This window comes from Streptomyces xingningensis, assembly GCF_054957865.1.
In genome coordinates this window covers 1-15,832 of record NZ_JBDJPF010000007.1, presented here as the reverse complement: position 1 = coordinate 15,832, position 15,832 = coordinate 1, and the positions used below count along the sequence as shown (strand labels likewise).

Here is a 15,832-nt window from a genome sequence, read left to right as displayed (position 1 = left end):
GCGGCCCTTACACGTCGGTGGAACGGTCGGCGGGGGTGTCGGGACGGGCGGCCGGACCCTGGTCAGGGGTCCGGCCGGGTGTGGGCGCTACTTCACAAAGACCGAGGTCGGGTCGGCATACCCGTACACCGGGTGGTACTTGACGCCGCCCAGGCCCGGACCCCACAGCCCGAACTGGAGGTTGGCGTAGGTGGGCACGGCCGGGAGGTCATTGGTGAGGATCTTGTCGGCGAGCTTCATCCACTCCGGTGCCGCCGTCTTCACATCGGGAATGGCATTGATCCGGTCGATCTCGGAGTTGACCGACGGGTCGTTGAGGTGTGAGTAGTTCTGCGCACCGTCGGAGATCACCCGGCCGTCGTACAGCGGGGGGACGACGGTGGAGGCCACCGGCCAGTCCGCGCCCCAGCCGGTGCGGAAGATGTCGAACTTGTTCTTCACCTCGGCGATGGAGTTCTCCCAGACGTTGGCGTCGATCTCCTTCTTCTGCACCTTGAACCCGGCTCGTTCCAGGCCCTGGGCGACCACCACCGAGACCTTCTGCTGGACGTCGGTGTTGGCGTAGGCGTAGGTGATCTCCTGGCCCTCCTTGCCGGCCTCCTTCAGCAGCGCCCTGGCCTTCTCCGGGTCTCCGTTGGGTTTGGCCTTCTTGCCGAACGGGTCGCTGGGCTGGTAGCCGTCGATGGAGGGGGAGAGCAGGTTGGTGGCCAGCTGGGCGGCCGTCGCCCCGCCCAGCTGCTGGATGATATTGCTGCTGGGCATGGCATAGGCGAGCGCCTGGCGCACCTTGAGGTCCTTGATGCGGTCCTGGTTGATGACCATGACGTCGAGGTAGGGCTGGAGCTCGATGAAGCGGCGGGACTTGGTGCCCGAGTCGTCGAGCACCTTCTGCACCATCTCCGGCGCCACGGCGTTGGTGAAGGACATGCCGTTCTTGTCGCCGCCCTGCCCGGCCAGCAGCCGCCGGGTGGAGTCCGTGAACTGGTGGCCGAAGCTGATGTCGAACTTGTCGGCGTACTGGTTGCGGATGGGGTCCGTCCTGGGGTCCCAGTTCTCGTTGCGGACGAAGGTAAGGGACTTGCCCACCTTGTAGTCGGCGACCTTGTAAGGGCCGCTGGCGAAGGGCGCGTTGTCGTACTTCTGCTTGCCGTCCTTGTCCGCCTTGACCGCGGCGATGTTGGGCATTGCGGTGGCGAACGGGGCGTCCGCGTGCGGTTTCTGGAAGTGGAAGACGACGGTCTTGGCGTCGGGGGTGTCCAGCACCGAGGACGGCAGGTGCTGGCCGTTGTACGGGCCGTCCGGCAGCGCCTTGCGGTAGCTGGTGCCCGTACCGGAGAGCCACTGCTGGATGTACTGCGGGCCGTCGGTCTCGAAGGAGGCGTACAGCCGCTCGATGCCCCAGCGGACGTCCTGGGCGGTGATCGGCGAGCCGTCCTGCCACTTCAGCCCGTCCTTGAGGGTGAACTTCCAGGTCTTGCCGCCGTCCGAGGAGGTGCCGGTGTCGGTGGCGAGGTCGCCGACGACCTTGACCTTGCCCTTCTCGTCGATCTTGTAGCCGGTGAGCGAGCGGTTGTAGAGCAGCTGGTTGATCAGCATGTCGCCGTAGTAGATCTGCCCCGGGTCGAGGTGGTGGAAGGCGTCGCGCTGCAGGACGGTGACGGTGCCGCCCTTCTTGGCGCCCGCCACCTGGGGGGCGGGGCCGGCGGAGTCGTCCTTGGTGCCCAGCGAGTAGTTGGAGGAGACATTCTTGTCCTCGCCCGGACCGGCGCTCTTCTTGTTGTCGTCTCCGCCGCCGCCCCCGCCGCTGCTGCACGCGGAGAGCACCAGGGCTCCGGCCGCCAGGGCCACGGCCATATGCCGGGCTCTGCGGTTGACTGACGTCCTCATGGGATTCTGCACCTGCCTGCCTGTGTGACGGGTGAACGGAAGACGTGCGGGTACGGCCCGAGAGCGCGGTCAGCGCCTGGTACGAGGGTCGAAGGCGTCCCGGACGGAGTCCCCGAGCAGGTTGAAGGCGACCACGAAGATGATCATCGCGAGCCCGGGGAAGAAGATGTAAGTGATGTCGCTCTCGTAGTACTTGGCGCCATTGGCGAACATCCGGCCCCAGTCGGGGGTGGGTTCCACGATGCCGACCCCGATGAAGGAGAGCCCCGCCTCGGTGGTCACCAGGGCGGGCAGCATCAGGGTGGACTGCACCAGGATCGGGGTCCAGAGGTTGGGCAGCAGTTCCTTGGTGATGATCCGCCAGGTCGAGGCGCCGGTCACCTTGGCCGCCTCGACGAACTCCCGTTCCCGCAGGCTCAGTACCTGACCGCGCACCAGCCGGGCGATCCCCATCCAGCCCAGTACCCACAGCACCAGGATCAGCGTGATGACCCTGAGGTAGGTCGGGGTCTCCTTCTCCGGGCTGACGAACAGGGAGTAGACGACGGGGGTGAAGGCGACAAAGGACAACTGCTGGGGGAAGGCCAGCAACAGGTCGATGAAGCGGCCCAGGAAGTAGTCGGTACGGCCGCCCGTATAGCCCGCCGTCACCCCGATCAGCACCCCCGTCACCACGCAGAGCAGGGTGGCGATCGCCGCGATCATGAGCGAGGTGCGGATGCCGTAGACGAGCTGGGTCAGCACGTCCCGGCCGAGGGTGGGCTCCAGGCCGAACCAGAAGCGGCTGGAGATACCGCCGTTGGCCGCCACCGGATAGCCGAACTGATTCAACAGGCCTTTCTCGTCAAGGCCATAGGTATCGGTGGGGTTCTTGCCGTAGAGCTTGGAGATCAGCGGGGCGGCGATGGCGACCAGGAGGAAGAAGACGACGACAAAGGCGGAGATCACCCCCGAGCGGTCGCGTTTGAAGCGCCGCCACATCAATTGACCGGGTGACCGGCCCACCAATTCGGCCGCAGCGGTCACCGGCTCCGCATCGGTGGTGACCTCGGGGCTCTGGGACGGACTCGTCATCGGCGCACACCCTCCGCCAAGTCGGTTGGGAAACCTCGCGTGGGACTTCGCATTGCCTTGGGTTGAGCGGACTCTGGCAATGGAGTTACCGCGCAGTCAAGGGGGCTGCAATGGATGATGCGGGGCTCCCCGTCATCTTGAGCGAAGGTTGTGCAGATCGAGGTGGTGGCGTGCTTGACAGCAGGTCAAGCACGCCATTTCCAAGGTCACCCAAAGGGCGGACCGGTGGCAGATCAGACCCCCAAGGACCGCTTGAGGAACTCGACTTGAAGCAGCAGCAGATTCTCCGCCACCTGTTCCTGCGGGGTCATATGGGTCACCCCGGACAGCGGCAGCACCTCGTGCGGGCGGCCCGCGGCGAGCAGCGCCGAGGAGAGCCGCAGGGTGTGCGCGGCCACCACATTGTCGTCCGCCAGCCCATGGATGATCATCAGCGGGCGGGGCCGGCCCACCCGCCCCGACAGGCCCCGCCGGGTGATCAGGGAGTTGTGGTCGTACACCTCCCCCTGCTCGTCCGGGTGCCCCAGATAGCGCTCGGTGTAGTGGGTGTCGTACAGCCGCCAGTCGGAGACCGGGGCGCCGGCGATGCCCGCGTGGAAGACATCGGGACGGCGCAGCACGGCCAGCGCCGCCAGATAGCCGCCGTAGGACCAGCCGCGGATGCCCACCCGGTCCAGGTCCAGCGGGTACTCCCCGGCCAGCGCCCGCACCGCCTCGACCTGGTCGTCCAGGGTGACGCCGGCGAAGTCGTGCCGGATGGCCTTCTCCCAGGCGGGGGAGGTGTGCGGGGTGCCCCGGCCGTCCGCGACCACCACCGCAAAGCCCTGGTCGGCGAACCACTGCGAGGTGAGATGGGGGTTGTGCGCGGCGACCACCCGGGCCGCGCCCGGCCCGCCGTAGGGGTCCACCAGGACGGGCAGCGGACCGTCGCCCTCCTGGTGGTCCGTCGGCAGGAGCACGGCGCAGGGGATGCGGCGCGCGCCCGCCCGGGTGAGCCGGGGGCGGGCGGTCAGCACCGGGGTGTCGGCGAACGACGCCACGGTGCCGGCCGGTTTGCCGTCGCGTACGACCAGGATCTCCGTGCCGCTGCGCTCCACCGACGCCGACGCCATGACCGTGACGGCCACATTGCGCACCGCCGAGTGGCGGCCCGGGGCCTGGGACAGGCGTTCCGTGCCGGGGTAGCCCACCCCGACCCGGTAGACATGCTCCTCGCCGGTCTCCGGCCGGGCCGCCCCGGCCCCGGCCGAGGCGGTGATCAGCACATCGTCGTCGCCGATGTCCAGCACCTGCCGGACGTGCAACTCCGGGCCGGTGAGCGGGGTTTCGCCCACCATGAGGACGCGGGCACCGGAGGCGTCGGAGATCCGCACCAGTCTGCCGTCCGGGGTCCAGGCGGGCACCCCGGGGAACAGCTCCAGCCACGCCGGGTCCTCCTCCGAGTGCAGCACCCGGGTACTGCCGGAGGCGGTGTCCACCTCCAGATAGAGCTGGCCGCGCTGGTCCCGCGTCTGGACCAGGAGCAGCGGAGGGCCGCCCGTGGACCAGTGGACGCGGGCCAGGTAGGGGTAGCGCTCGCGGTCCCACTCGATGTCCGTGCGCGAGCCGTCCAGGCCCAGCAGGGCCAGGGTCACCCCGGCATTGGCGGTGCCTGCCGCCGGGTAGCCGACCTCGGTGGGGGCGCTCGCGGGGTTGGCCGGGTCGGAGATCCACCAGCGGGTGACGGGGGCCTCGTCCACTCGGGCGGCCAGCAGGGCATCACTTTCGGGTGACCACCAGAAGCCGCGTGGCCGGTCCATTTCCTCGGCCGCGATGAACTCGGCCAGGCCCCAGGTGACGCCCGCGCGGTCCGGCTCGGCCAGTGCCCGGTCGCCGCCGCCGTCCGCGGCCACCACGCGCAGCGCGCCGCCCGCGGCATAGGCGAGGTGGCGGCCGTCGGGGGCCGGCCGGGGGTCAACAACCGGGCCGGGAACGGGGAGTTCGCGGGCGGTGCCGGCGCGCAGCTCGGCGGTGAAGAGCCGTCCGGAGAGCGCGAAGGCCGCCAACTCGGCCGTGCTGTCCACCGCGTAGCCGACGATGCCCGCCGAGCCCTCGCGGCTGCGCTCGCGCCGGGCCCGCTCCTCCGCGGGCAGTTCCTCGTCGGCCCCGCCCAGCAGGGCGAGCGGGTCGGCGGCGGTGAACTCCCGTCCGGTGTCCAGGTCCAGGACCCACAGCGCATTGGTCCGGTCGGTGCCGGAACGGGACCGCAGGAAGGCCACCCGTGATCCGTCCGGTGCCACGGTGAACGCCCGTGGCGCGCCGAGGGTGAAGCGTTGGGTGCGGGCGTATTGGCGGGGGAAAGAGAGCGGTTCGGTCATGCGGCCGAGCCTACGGGGAGGGGACTTCCGGGCGGCGGGATGCTGTCGTGCGCCCCGCTTTCGCTCCTGTGCACCGAGTTCATGCGTGCACGCGGAAAGTTATGATCGCTCACGCATAGTGGGTGTGGCTTGTCGGCGTTCGAGAAGTCGGCCACCGGCCCGCGTCTGTCGCTCGTATGCCGTTCGTTGGACCGCGTATCTGGAGGTGAACCGCTGTGGCACTCTCGATTTCGGCGGTGGTGCTGCTGGCGATCATCGTCTTCCTGCTGGTCCGGAAGTCTGGGCTCAAGGCGGGGCACGCCGCAGTCTGCATGCTGCTGGGCTTCTATCTCGCGAGTTCGTCGATCGCCCCCACGCTCCACCAGCTGACGACGAGCATCACCGGGATGATCAGCAACCTCAAGTTCTGACCCGCCCCCGGTCCGCCCGGCTCGGGCGCCTGCCCGTCGGCGGCGCCCGGCTCGTACGCTGGACTCATGACCGACCTTCCAGGCCGTCGGCTGCTCCTGGTGCATGCGCACCCGGACGACGAATCGATCAACAACGGCGCGACCATGGCCAAGTACGCCGCCGAGGGTGCCCTGGTCACGCTCGTGACCTGCACACTCGGCGAGGAGGGCGAGGTGATCCCGGCGGAGCTCCGGCAGCTGGCCGCCGACCGGGAGGACACCCTCGGCGCCCACCGCGCCGGTGAGCTCGCCGCCGCGATGAAGGCGCTGGGCGTCACCGATCACCGCCTCCTCGGCGGCCCCGGCCGCTACCGGGATTCCGGGATGATGGGCGCCCCGCAGAACGAGCGCCCCGAGTGCTTCTGGCGGGCCGATGTGGACGAGGCCGCCGCATCGCTCGTAGAGGTGATTCGCGAGGTGCGGCCGCAGGTGCTGGTCACCTATGACCCGCAGGGCGGCTATGGCCACCCCGATCACATCCAGGCGCACCGGGTGGCGATGCGGGCGGTGGACCTCGCCGCGGAGTCCGCGTTCCGCCGGGATCTCGGCGATCCCCACGAGGTCGCCAAGGTCTACTGGAACTGTGTGCCGCTGTCGGTGGTCGAGCAGGGCTTTGCACGGCTGCGGGCGGCGGGCCGGGAGGTGGCCTTCCCCGGCGTCGCCTCGCCGCAGGACGTACCGGGCGTCGTTCCCGACGCCGAGGTGACCGCGGCCGTCGACACCACCGCCTACGCTCCGGCGAAGGCGGCCGCGATGCGCGCCCATGCCACCCAGATCGCCGTGGACGGCCCCTTCTTCGCGCTCTCCAATGAACTCGGCCAGCCGCTCTTCGCCACCGAGTACTACAGACTGGTTCGCGGCCCGGCCGCGGCCGGCCGCGAGGACGACCTCTTCGCGGGGGTGGGCGCGTGAACGGGCTGTTTCCCTCGCTCGGTGCCGGGCGGCTGCTGGGCTGCCTGGGCGCGCTGATGGTGGGCTTTGCGGTCGGCCTCGCGGGTTCGCTGGTGCAAGGGGGCTGGTTCCCCGGCGGGTTGGTCCTCGCCCTGCTCGCCATCGCGGGCCTGTGCTACGGGGCGGTGCAGGCGACCGGTACCCGCGTCGGCGGGGCGGCGGCCGGCGCCGGATGGCTGCTCGCCGTGCTGCTGGCCTCGCCCACCCGGCCGGAGGGGGATTTCCTCTTCGAGGCCGGACTGGGCTCCTATGTCTTTATGCTGGGCGGGATGATCGTCGCTGTGATGTGTGCCACGCTTGCGAAAGTTCCGCAACCGGGCGGTCCTGCGGACCGACTTGGCAAGTGAAGTGACGATTTTTACCTGACGATTCTCCGACGCCGGACCGATGGCTTTGAGACACAATGACGCGTGCGGCGCAGTCGGCGGCCGAGTGATCCAGCGGTCGTCAAGTGCGCGCCCGCGGTGCCCAGTATGGTGGTGCCGCCGCCGAGCCCCCCTGACCTTGGGCATGGGCGACCCCAGAGAGGTCAGAGGGCGGCGGAGAGTGACCGGGAGAACCTGCTTTGAGCCGTGAATCTGACAGTTCGTCCGCCGGACCCCAGGGCCGCGGTGGTGCCGCGTATCCGTCGGGGACCCCGCCGTATGGAACCGACGGCCAGGCCGAAGGGCAGACGGCGGGCGCCAAGCCGGAGACGCCGAAGACCGAGACCACGCTGACCACCCGGATCCGGATCAACATTCCGGGTTCGCGGCCCATCCCGCCGGTCGTCATGCGCACGCCCGTCGGTGACGAGGCGTCGGACGCGGCGGCCGCCGAACCCGAGCAGCCGTCGATGGGCGCCGGGCCGGACTGGTCCGAGCCCCCGGCGGCCCCCGCTCCGGCCGCACCCGAGCCCGAGCGCCCGGCCGAGAAGGCCAGCGACTGGTTCGCTCCCCGCAAGCCCGCCTCGTCCGCGCCCGCCCCGCCGCCGGGCCTGCCGCGCCGTACGCGCGGCGGCGCCCCGATGGGTTCCGCGCCGCATCCGCCGGTGCCGGGCGACCCCTTCACCGACGCCGCTCCGGGCGGCGGGGTGCCCTGGCCGGGTGACCCGGCCGTCACGGGTGCCATGCCCCTGCCGGGCGACCCCTTCGCGGGCGCCCCGGCGCCCGGGGGCTCCTGGCCCGGCGACCCGTCCACCACGGGTTCCGCGCCACATCCGCCGCTGCCGGGCGACCCCTCGGCGACCGGTGCCATGCCCATGCCGGGCGACCCCTTCGCCGGCGCCCCGGCCCCCGGCGCTCCCGCGCCGGGTGCTCCCTTCGCGGGCGCGCCGGGCGGGGTGCCCTGGCCGGGTGACCCGGCCGCCACGGGCGCCATGCCCCTGTCCGGCGACCCCTTCGCCGGTGCTCCCGCCCCCGGCGACGACTGGCCCCTCGCGCCCGGCCCGGCCGGGACCGGCCCGGCCGCGGCCGGCGGCGCGCCCTGGTCCGCCGACGCCCTCACCACCGGCTCGCCCCGGCCCGGCGCACCGGGCGGCCCGCCGTGGCAGGAGCCGGCGGCGGAGACCACCCAGCAGTTCCCCGCGCCCGGCACCGGGCAAGGGCCCCGGCTGCCGTTCCCGGTGGCGGGCGCCCCCGCCGACGGGCGTACCGACACCCCGCGCCAGGGCACCCCGGCCGTACCGCCGCCGCCCGGTCCCGCCGCTCCGCTGGGCAAAGCGGGGCTGCCGGGCAAAAACGTGCCGCAGGGCAAGAAGAAACGCGGTCCCAAGGCGCCGCCGCCCGCCGCCCAGGCGGTCGCCGCCGCCGAGACGCTGGTCAGCGGCATCCCTCCGGTGTCCGCTCCCGGCGCCCCGCAGAAGCCGGTCGACAGCGGCGCGCCGCGGGTGCCGGTGCCCAAGCCCAAGCCGGCCCCGGCCGTGCCCAAGCCGCCCACCGGCGATGGTGGCGGCCAGAGCGGGCCCAAGGCCGCCGCCAAGGGCGCGCCCAAGAAGAAGGGCCGCTCCAAGCTGGTCCTGCTGGGCGGTGCGCTGGTCGTCCTGGCCGGCGTCGCCTATGGTGCGGGGCTCCTGATGGACCACTCCGATGTGCCGCAGGGCACCACCGTGCTCGGCGTCGACATCGGCGGCAGCTCCAAGGACCAGGCCGTGCAGAAGCTCGACGCCAAGCTCGGCAACCGGGCGACCGCACCACTCAAGGTGTCCGTCGGCGGCAAGGTGACGACGCTGAAGCCGTCAGTGGCCGGGCTGTCCATCGACACCCAGGAGACCGTGCGGTCGGTGGCCGGGCGGGACTACAACCCGGTCAATGTCCTCGGCTCGCTGGTGGGCGGCAGCCGCAAGGCCGAGCCGACGGTCAACACCGACCAGGAGAAAATCACGGCCGCGCTCAGGACGCTGGGCGGGGAGTCCGGCGGGAGCAAGGACGGCACCATCAAGTTCGAGCCGGGCAAGGCCGTTGCGGTCTACGGCAAGCCGTTCCAGGGCGTGGACGTCGACAAGGCGGTCAAGCTGATCTCGGACGCCTACCGCGAGCGCGCGGACACCGGCCAGGACAAGACCGTGACGCTGCCCATCAGCAACCAGCAGCCCAAGGTGAGCAAGGCCGAAGTCGACCGGAAGATGAAGGAGTTCGCCGAACCGGCGATGTCCGGGCTGGTCACTATCCAGACCTCCGACGGGGCACACCAGATTCCGCTCGGCCCGGCCCGCTCGCTGCCCAGGATCCTCTCCGTCAAGGAGGTCAACGGCAAGCTCGTCGAGAACTACAACCTCGACGCGATCAAGGAGCTGTGCAGCAACGCTTTCGCCGGGGTCCTGGTCCAGCGGGCGAACGGCAAGACGCCCGTCACCCCGCAGGACATCGCGGGTGCGCTCGGCAAGGCGCTGCGCGGCAGGACGCCGGCCGAGCGCATCGGGATCATCCAGCTCAACCGCGGCTGAGCCGCCGGGTGCGCTGCCCTGACAAATGTCGCGCTGCCCTGACAAATGTCATGGGCAGCGCACGACGGCCGACACTGCACAGCGCCCGGCCCGCCCCCGATGATGGGAGGCATGACCACCACAGCAACCACGTTCACGGGGGACGGGCGGCGCACGGGTGCGGGACCCGTCGTCAGCTTCGCGAACGTCAACAAGAGCTATGGCGATGTACGGGCCGTAGCCGATCTGAGCCTCGAGCTCTTCCCGGGCGAGACCGTCGCCCTCCTCGGCCCCAACGGCGCGGGCAAGTCGTCCACCCTCGACCTGCTGCTGGGGCTGCGCAACGCGGACTCCGGCACGGTCCGGCTCTTTGGCACCACCCCGCAGCGGGCCATCGAGCAGGGCAAGGTCGGCGCGATGCTGCAGAGCGGCGGCCTGATGGAGGAGGTCAGGGTCCGCGAACTGGTGCAGCTCGCCTGCGACCTGCACCCGCACGCCTACCCGGCCGACCGGGTCATGGCGCAGGCGGGCATCACCGAGATCGCCGACCGGATGGTCAACAAGCTCTCCGGCGGCCAGGAACAGCGGGTGCGATTCGCACTTGCGACGGCCGGTGCCAATGAACTGATCGTGCTGGACGAGCCGACGACCGGCATGGACGTCACCGCCCGGCAGGCGTTCTGGGGGGTGATGCGGGGCCAGGCGGACGAGGGCCGGGCGATCCTCTTCGCCACCCATTACCTCGAGGAGGCCGACGCGATCGCCGACCGGGTGATCGTGCTGCACCGGGGCCGGGTGCTCGCGGACGGCTCGGCCGCCGAGATCAAGGCGAAGGCCGGGGCCCGGCGGATCGTCTTCGACCTGGACGGCTCCATCGACGAGGCCGCGCTGCGCCGGCTGCCGTTCCTCTCCCGGCTGGAGATATCCGGACGCACCGTCCGCGTCCAGTCGCATGACGCCGACGCGACCGTGCACGCGCTGTACGGCCTCGGCCTCTACCCGCGCAACCTCGAGGTCGCCGGGCTCGGCCTGGAACAGGCCTTCATCGCCATCACCGACGCCGCGACCGCCGAGGAGGCGGCCCAGTGAACACCCTGATCAAGCTTGAGATCTCCCGCACCCTGCGGAACAAGAAGTACATGTTCTTCTCGGTGCTCTACCCGACGGCGCTCTTCCTGATCGTCGCGTCCGGCGCCAAGAGCACGGACACTGTCGGGGACACCAAGCTGACCTTCCCGGTGCTGTACATGGTCTCCATGGCCTCGTTTGGCGCGATCACCTCCGTGCTGGTGGGCAATGCCGAGCGGATCGCCAAGGAGCGCGAGAAGGGCTGGGTGCGCCAACTGCGGCTCACCGCGCTCCCGGGCCACGGCTATCTGCTGTCCAAGGTCGCCTCGGCCTCCGTGGTGTCGCTGCCCGCCATCGTGGCGGTCTTTGTCGCCGGTGCGGCGGTCAAGGGCGTACGGCTGGACGCCTGGCAGTGGGCCGCCCTGCTGGGCGTGATCTGGGCGGGCAGCTGTGTCTTCGCGGCCCTCGGGGTGGCCATCGGCTACCTGGCCACCGGTGACGCGGTGCGGCCCATCGCCATGATCTTCTACTTCGGCCTGTCGATCCTCGGCGGCCTGTGGATGCCCACCGCCAGCTTCCCCAAGTGGCTGCAGAACATCGCCGAGTACATCCCCACCCACGCCTATGCGGGCCTCGGCCAGGCCATCGAGCGCGGCAACGCCCCCGGGCTGAAGGACGTGGTCATCCTCGCCGCCTATCTGGTGCTCTTCGCGAGCGCCGCGGCCTGGCTGTACCGCAAGGACACCCACAAGGCGTGATGGTCCGTCAGGTCAGCTGTCCGGTCCCGATGTCCGGCGTCCCCCGGAGGCCACTGTGAGCATGAGCGACGACAAGGACACCGCGGTGGACGACGGCATCATCGGGGTCGGCAGGCCGCCGGAGAACTGGCGCCAGGCGATGTACAAGGCCGGCTGGATGCTCCTCAACATGATCTACCTGGTGTTCACCATCGAGGATCTGACGGATGGTCACCACACCGCGGCGGAGCGGGTGTTCGGCTGGACCGGGCTGGGCGTCTTCCTCGCCGGATACTCCGTGCTGCTCCTCGTCCGCCGCCCCCGCGTGAGGCGGTTCCGCGCCCGCCTCCTCCTGCTCGCCGGGCTGTACGGGCTGGTGCTGCTGCTGTTGGGCACGCTCGGCGGGGCCTTCCTGCCGCTGCTGGTGTACGTCACCATCAGCTGTGGCGTGATGCTGCCGCTGCAGCGGTCGGTGTGGGTCGTCCCGCTGGCCGCCCTCATCGCCCTCGGGCTCGCCGCACTGCGCGGCACCAACGCCGTTTCGCTGTTTGTGGTGGGCTCCGCCGCGCTGACCGGCGGCCTGGCGATGGCGGGCGTCGCCCAGATGGGACGCACCATGCGCGAGCTGCGCGAGGCGCGCAACACGGTCGCCCGTCTCGCCGCCAACGAGGAACGGCTGCGGCTCGCCCGCGACCTGCACGACCTGCTGGGCCACTCGCTCTCGCTGATCACCCTCAAGAGCGAGCTCGCCGGGCGGATGCTGCCCGGCCAGCCCGAGCAGGCCGCCCGCCAGGTCGCGGACATCGAGCAGGTCAGCCGGCAGGCGCTGCAGGACGTACGGGCGGCGGTCAGCGGCTTCCGCCGCCCCACCCTGGACGCCGAGCTCGCCGGGGCCCATACCGCCCTGGCCGCCGCCGGGATCGTCGCCGACCTCAGCCGCGCCCCCGCCGCCCACCCCGATCTGCCGCCGGACGCGGAGGGCGCGCTGGCCTGGGCGCTGCGCGAGGCGGTGACCAATGTGGCGCGGCACAGCGGGGCGCGCCGGTGCGAGGTGGTGCTGGCCGAGTCGGCCGACGAGCTGTGGCTGACGGTCACCGACGACGGGCACGGCCCGGTCCGGACGCCCGGCAATGGCCTGACCGGCCTGGCCGAGCGGCTGGCCCTGATCGGCGGCCGGCTCGAGACCGGGCGGGCGCCGCGCGGCGGATTCCGGCTCCGGGCCTGTGCGCCGCTGGCCCGCCGGGCGGCGCCGGAGGTGCTGGAGTCCCGGTCCTGACGCTGCTCTTGTGAGTGACGCCCGGCGGCCGCCTACCCTGGGCCTGTGACAGCACGACCCGACACGCCCGATAATCCAGACAACTCAGGCGATACGGATATTGGGCGGACCATCCGTGTCCTCCTCGCCGAGGACCAGTCGATGGTCCGCGAGGCGCTGGCGGCACTGCTGGGGCTGGAGGCCGACATCGAGGTCGTGGTCCAGGCGGCCCGGGGTGACGAGGTGCTGGACGCGGCCCGCCGGACGCCGGTCGATGTGGCGCTGCTGGACATCGAGATGCCGGGGGCCACCGGACTCGAGGCGGCCGCGCTGCTCCGTCGTGAACTGCCCGGGCTCAAGGTGGTGATCCTGACGACCTTCGGGCGGCCCGGATATCTGCGCCGGGCCATGGAGGCCGGTGCCGTCGGCTTCCTGGTCAAGGACGCGCCCGCGGCGGGGCTCGCGGACGCGGTGCGCCGGGTGCTGCGGGGGGAGCGGGTCATCGATCCCACGCTGGCGGTGGCCGCGCTCGCCGAGGGGGCGAATCCCCTGACGGACCGGGAACGGTCGGTGCTGTGCGCCTCCGTGGAGTGCTCGACCAATGCGGAACTGGCGGCCGTGCTGCACCTTTCGCACGGGACGGTGCGGAACTACCTCTCCACGGCGATCCAGAAGACGGGCGCGCGCAACCGGGCGGAGGCGGTCCGCATAGCCCGGGACAAGGGCTGGTTGTAGCTGGTTGTAGGGGCCGCTCGTTCTGCCATCGCGCTGCCATCGCCGTGCCACCGACCCCGGTGAGAGTGGGGCCATCAAGCACCGGTCAGGGCGAGGAGGCACCGAGATGGACATCGGCGAGGCGACGGCGGTACGGCTGTCGGGACTGCGCAAGACCTATGGCGGCAGCGGGGCTCCCGCGGTCGACGGGCTGGATCTGACGATCCGGCGCGGCGAGATCGTGGCCCTGCTCGGCCGCAACGGGGCGGGCAAGTCGACCACGGTGGCGCTGATGCTGGGGCTGCTGGAGCCCGACGCGGGCAGCGTGGAACTGTTCGGCGGACCCGCCCGGCAGGCGGTCGAGGCCGGACGGGTCAGCGCAATGATGCAGGAGGGCGGGCTGGTCTCCCGGGTCACGGTCGCGGAGCTGATCGGGTTCGTCCGGCGCACCTTCCCGCGGCCGCTGCCGATGGCGGAGATCCTGCAGGCGGCCGATCTGACCGCCCTGGCGCGCGAGCGGGTCGGCGAGCTCTCGGGCGGGCAGGCGCAGCGGGTGCGGTTCGCGATGGCACTGGCGGGCGATCCCCAGCTGCTGGTGCTGGACGAGCCGACCGCGGCGCTGGACGTCGAGGCCCGGCGGGAGCTGTGGGCGGCGCTGCGCCGGTACGCCTCCCGGGGCCGGACGATCGTGTTCTCCACGCACTACCTGGAGGAGGCGGACGCCAACGCCGACCGGGTGGTGGTGATCGACCGTGGCCGGCTGGTGGCCGACGGCACCAGTACCGAGCTCAAGCAGGCGGCCGTCGGCCGGATCGTCAGCTTCGCCGACGCCGGGGTGCCGACGGCGCGGCTCGCCGGGGTGCCCGGGGTGCTGGCCGTCGAGGTGCAGGGCGGCCGGGTCCGGCTGCGTACCGACGACACCGACGCGACCCTGGCCGCGCTGGGGCCGGTGAGCGGACTGGAGGTGACGGGGGCCGGGCTGGAGGACGCCTTTGTCGCCCTCACCGGCAGCCGGTGACCTCTCCGCCAACGCGCCCCATTTCCACCACACTTGATTCCTGATTCCCGAGGACTTCACCGCGATGAACATGACGCTCGGCTACCTGCGCCTGGAAGCGACCCGGCTCCGCCGTGACACCGGCTTTGTGATGGTCAGTCTGATCACCCCGCTGGTCATGTACTTGATCCTGGCCAACAATGCGAGGAACGCCCACCACGGAGACGAACTGACCTTCCTCACGGTCACCATGGCCGCGTTCGGCGCCATGGGCGCGGTGCTCAACTGCGGCAGCGGCATCGCCGAGGACCGTGCCCGGGGCTGGCTCCGGCAGCTGCGGCTGATCCCGATGCGCCCCGCACGGGTGGTGGGCGTGCGTGCCCTGACCGGGATGCTCGGAGCGGTGCCGCCGATCCTGGCCGTGCAGCTGGCCGGCGCGTTCGGGTACGGGGTGCGGCACACGCCGGCCCAGTGGGTGGCGGCGGTGCTGGTGCTGTGGCTCGGCGTGGCGCCGATGGCGCTGCTGGCGCTGGGCGTGGGCTATCTGCTGCGCCCGCAGATCGCCCAGGCGGCCTCGGTGGCGGGGTATGTGGTGCTGTCGGTGGTCGGCGGTCTGTGGATGCCGGCGGACAAGCTGCCGCACTGGCTGCAGCAGGTGTCGCGAGTGACCCCGGTCAACCGTTATGCGCAGCTGGCGCTGGACGCCGCGCACGGCCGGGCGCCGCACGCAACCGCCCTGGCAGTGCTGGCCGGTTGGCTGGTCGTGTCGGCCGGCTTCGCCGTCCTGGCCTACCGCAGGGGTGCCCGTGCGGCGGCCTGAGGCTCCGGAGATCCCTGCGGGGCGGGTGTACTTCCTGCACAGTGGTGGCACCGCGCAAAGCGCCGCCGGGAACGGGCGGTTGAGCGTCACCCGTCCCGGCCGGCAGTCGTCGGACGTGCTCTACCACGACCCCTACAGCCCGGTGCCCGAGCTGCCGGCCACCGCCGACCGCCGCCCGGTGGAGCTGCGGGAGGACGTGCTGTGCTGGACCTCGTCACCGCTGGGCGACGCGGTCCCGGCCGTCGGCGCCCGGGCCGTGCTGCACCTGCGGTCCTCGGTGGCGGAGGGCCGGTTGCTGGCCGTGCTGGTCGATGTCCACCCGGACGGGCGGGCGGTGGCCGTCGCGACGGCGGTGCTCCGCAGTACCGGCCCGGCCGTTGAGCGGGAGGTGCGGGTGTTGCTGGATGGGGGTGACGGTGCGGTGTTCGCGCCCGGGCACCGGGTTCGGCTGGAACTCTCCGGTCTTGGACGCCCGAGCTACGGTTCAGGGGCCGCCCCGCTGGATGCTCCGGCGGTGTACCGGGTGCGGCATGACGAGGCCCGGGCGTCGCGGCTGGTGCTGCCGTCGGGCTGAAGTCAGCCCGTCCGGCGTTTGAGGACAGCACGCGCAGCGTGCTGCGG

At 71.5% G+C, this 15,832-nt stretch carries 14 protein-coding genes; 11 read left to right on the top strand and 3 right to left on the bottom strand.

The genetic code is table 11. The annotated features are described in order from the left end of the window. Positions 1 to 87 precede the first annotated feature (87 nt). The 3 genes from ABCR83_RS05735 to ABCR83_RS05725 form a co-directional block, all read right to left on the bottom strand. Complete coding sequence (locus tag ABCR83_RS05735) at positions 88 to 1,887, bottom strand: ABC transporter substrate-binding protein (protein ID WP_462693692.1); 1,800 nt, start codon at positions 1,885 to 1,887, stop codon at positions 88 to 90. A gap of 69 nt (positions 1,888 to 1,956) precedes the next feature. Continuing rightward, on the bottom strand, positions 1,957 to 2,961 hold the full coding sequence (locus ABCR83_RS05730) for an ABC transporter permease (RefSeq protein ID WP_462693691.1): 1,005 nt from the start codon (positions 2,959 to 2,961) through the stop codon (positions 1,957 to 1,959). A gap of 233 nt (positions 2,962 to 3,194) precedes the next feature. Continuing rightward, positions 3,195 to 5,318, bottom strand: a complete 2,124-nt coding sequence (locus ABCR83_RS05725) for a S9 family peptidase (RefSeq protein ID WP_462693690.1) — start codon at positions 5,316 to 5,318, stop codon at positions 3,195 to 3,197. A gap of 215 nt (positions 5,319 to 5,533) precedes the next feature. Between ABCR83_RS05725 and ABCR83_RS05720 the strand changes: the two genes are divergently transcribed. From ABCR83_RS05720 to ABCR83_RS05670, 11 genes are all read left to right on the top strand, one after another. Then, on the top strand, positions 5,534 to 5,728 hold the full coding sequence (locus ABCR83_RS05720; RefSeq protein WP_462693689.1) for a hypothetical protein: 195 nt from the start codon (positions 5,534 to 5,536) through the stop codon (positions 5,726 to 5,728). 66 nt (positions 5,729 to 5,794) lie between these two features. After that, positions 5,795 to 6,679 (top strand): N-acetyl-1-D-myo-inositol-2-amino-2-deoxy-alpha-D-glucopyranoside deacetylase, encoded by an 885-nt coding sequence (mshB, locus tag ABCR83_RS05715; protein ID WP_462693688.1) that lies wholly within the window; start codon positions 5,795 to 5,797, stop codon positions 6,677 to 6,679. Continuing rightward, complete coding sequence (locus ABCR83_RS05710; RefSeq protein WP_462693687.1) at positions 6,676 to 7,065, top strand: DUF6113 family protein; 390 nt, start codon at positions 6,676 to 6,678, stop codon at positions 7,063 to 7,065. Before mshB ends, ABCR83_RS05710 begins: the two co-directional genes overlap by 4 nt. Before the next feature lie 218 nt (positions 7,066 to 7,283). After that, the gene (locus ABCR83_RS05705) at positions 7,284 to 9,641 is read left to right on the top strand and encodes a hypothetical protein (RefSeq protein WP_462693686.1); all 2,358 of its coding nucleotides are present in this window, start codon (positions 7,284 to 7,286) and stop codon (positions 9,639 to 9,641) included. A gap of 111 nt (positions 9,642 to 9,752) precedes the next feature. Further along, entirely contained in the window at positions 9,753 to 10,709 is a 957-nt protein-coding gene (locus tag ABCR83_RS05700) for an ABC transporter ATP-binding protein (protein ID WP_462693685.1), read from the top strand. Continuing rightward, complete coding sequence (locus ABCR83_RS05695; protein ID WP_462693684.1) at positions 10,706 to 11,446, top strand: ABC transporter permease; 741 nt, start codon at positions 10,706 to 10,708, stop codon at positions 11,444 to 11,446. Before ABCR83_RS05700 ends, ABCR83_RS05695 begins: the two co-directional genes overlap by 4 nt. Before the next feature lie 61 nt (positions 11,447 to 11,507). Then, positions 11,508 to 12,701, top strand: a complete 1,194-nt coding sequence (locus ABCR83_RS05690; RefSeq protein ID WP_462693683.1) for a sensor histidine kinase — start codon at positions 11,508 to 11,510, stop codon at positions 12,699 to 12,701. A gap of 99 nt (positions 12,702 to 12,800) precedes the next feature. Next, entirely contained in the window at positions 12,801 to 13,415 is a 615-nt protein-coding gene (locus ABCR83_RS05685) for a response regulator transcription factor (RefSeq protein WP_462693815.1), read from the top strand. A gap of 106 nt (positions 13,416 to 13,521) precedes the next feature. Continuing rightward, positions 13,522 to 14,412, top strand: a complete 891-nt coding sequence (locus ABCR83_RS05680; protein ID WP_462693682.1) for an ABC transporter ATP-binding protein — start codon at positions 13,522 to 13,524, stop codon at positions 14,410 to 14,412. Positions 14,413 to 14,476: 64 nt separating this feature from the next. After that, positions 14,477 to 15,211, top strand: a complete 735-nt coding sequence (locus tag ABCR83_RS05675; protein ID WP_462693681.1) for an ABC transporter permease — start codon at positions 14,477 to 14,479, stop codon at positions 15,209 to 15,211. After that, on the top strand, positions 15,192 to 15,785 hold the full coding sequence (locus ABCR83_RS05670) for a CocE/NonD family hydrolase C-terminal non-catalytic domain-containing protein (protein ID WP_462693680.1): 594 nt from the start codon (positions 15,192 to 15,194) through the stop codon (positions 15,783 to 15,785). Before ABCR83_RS05675 ends, ABCR83_RS05670 begins: the two co-directional genes overlap by 20 nt. Positions 15,786 to 15,832: the final 47 nt, after the last annotated feature.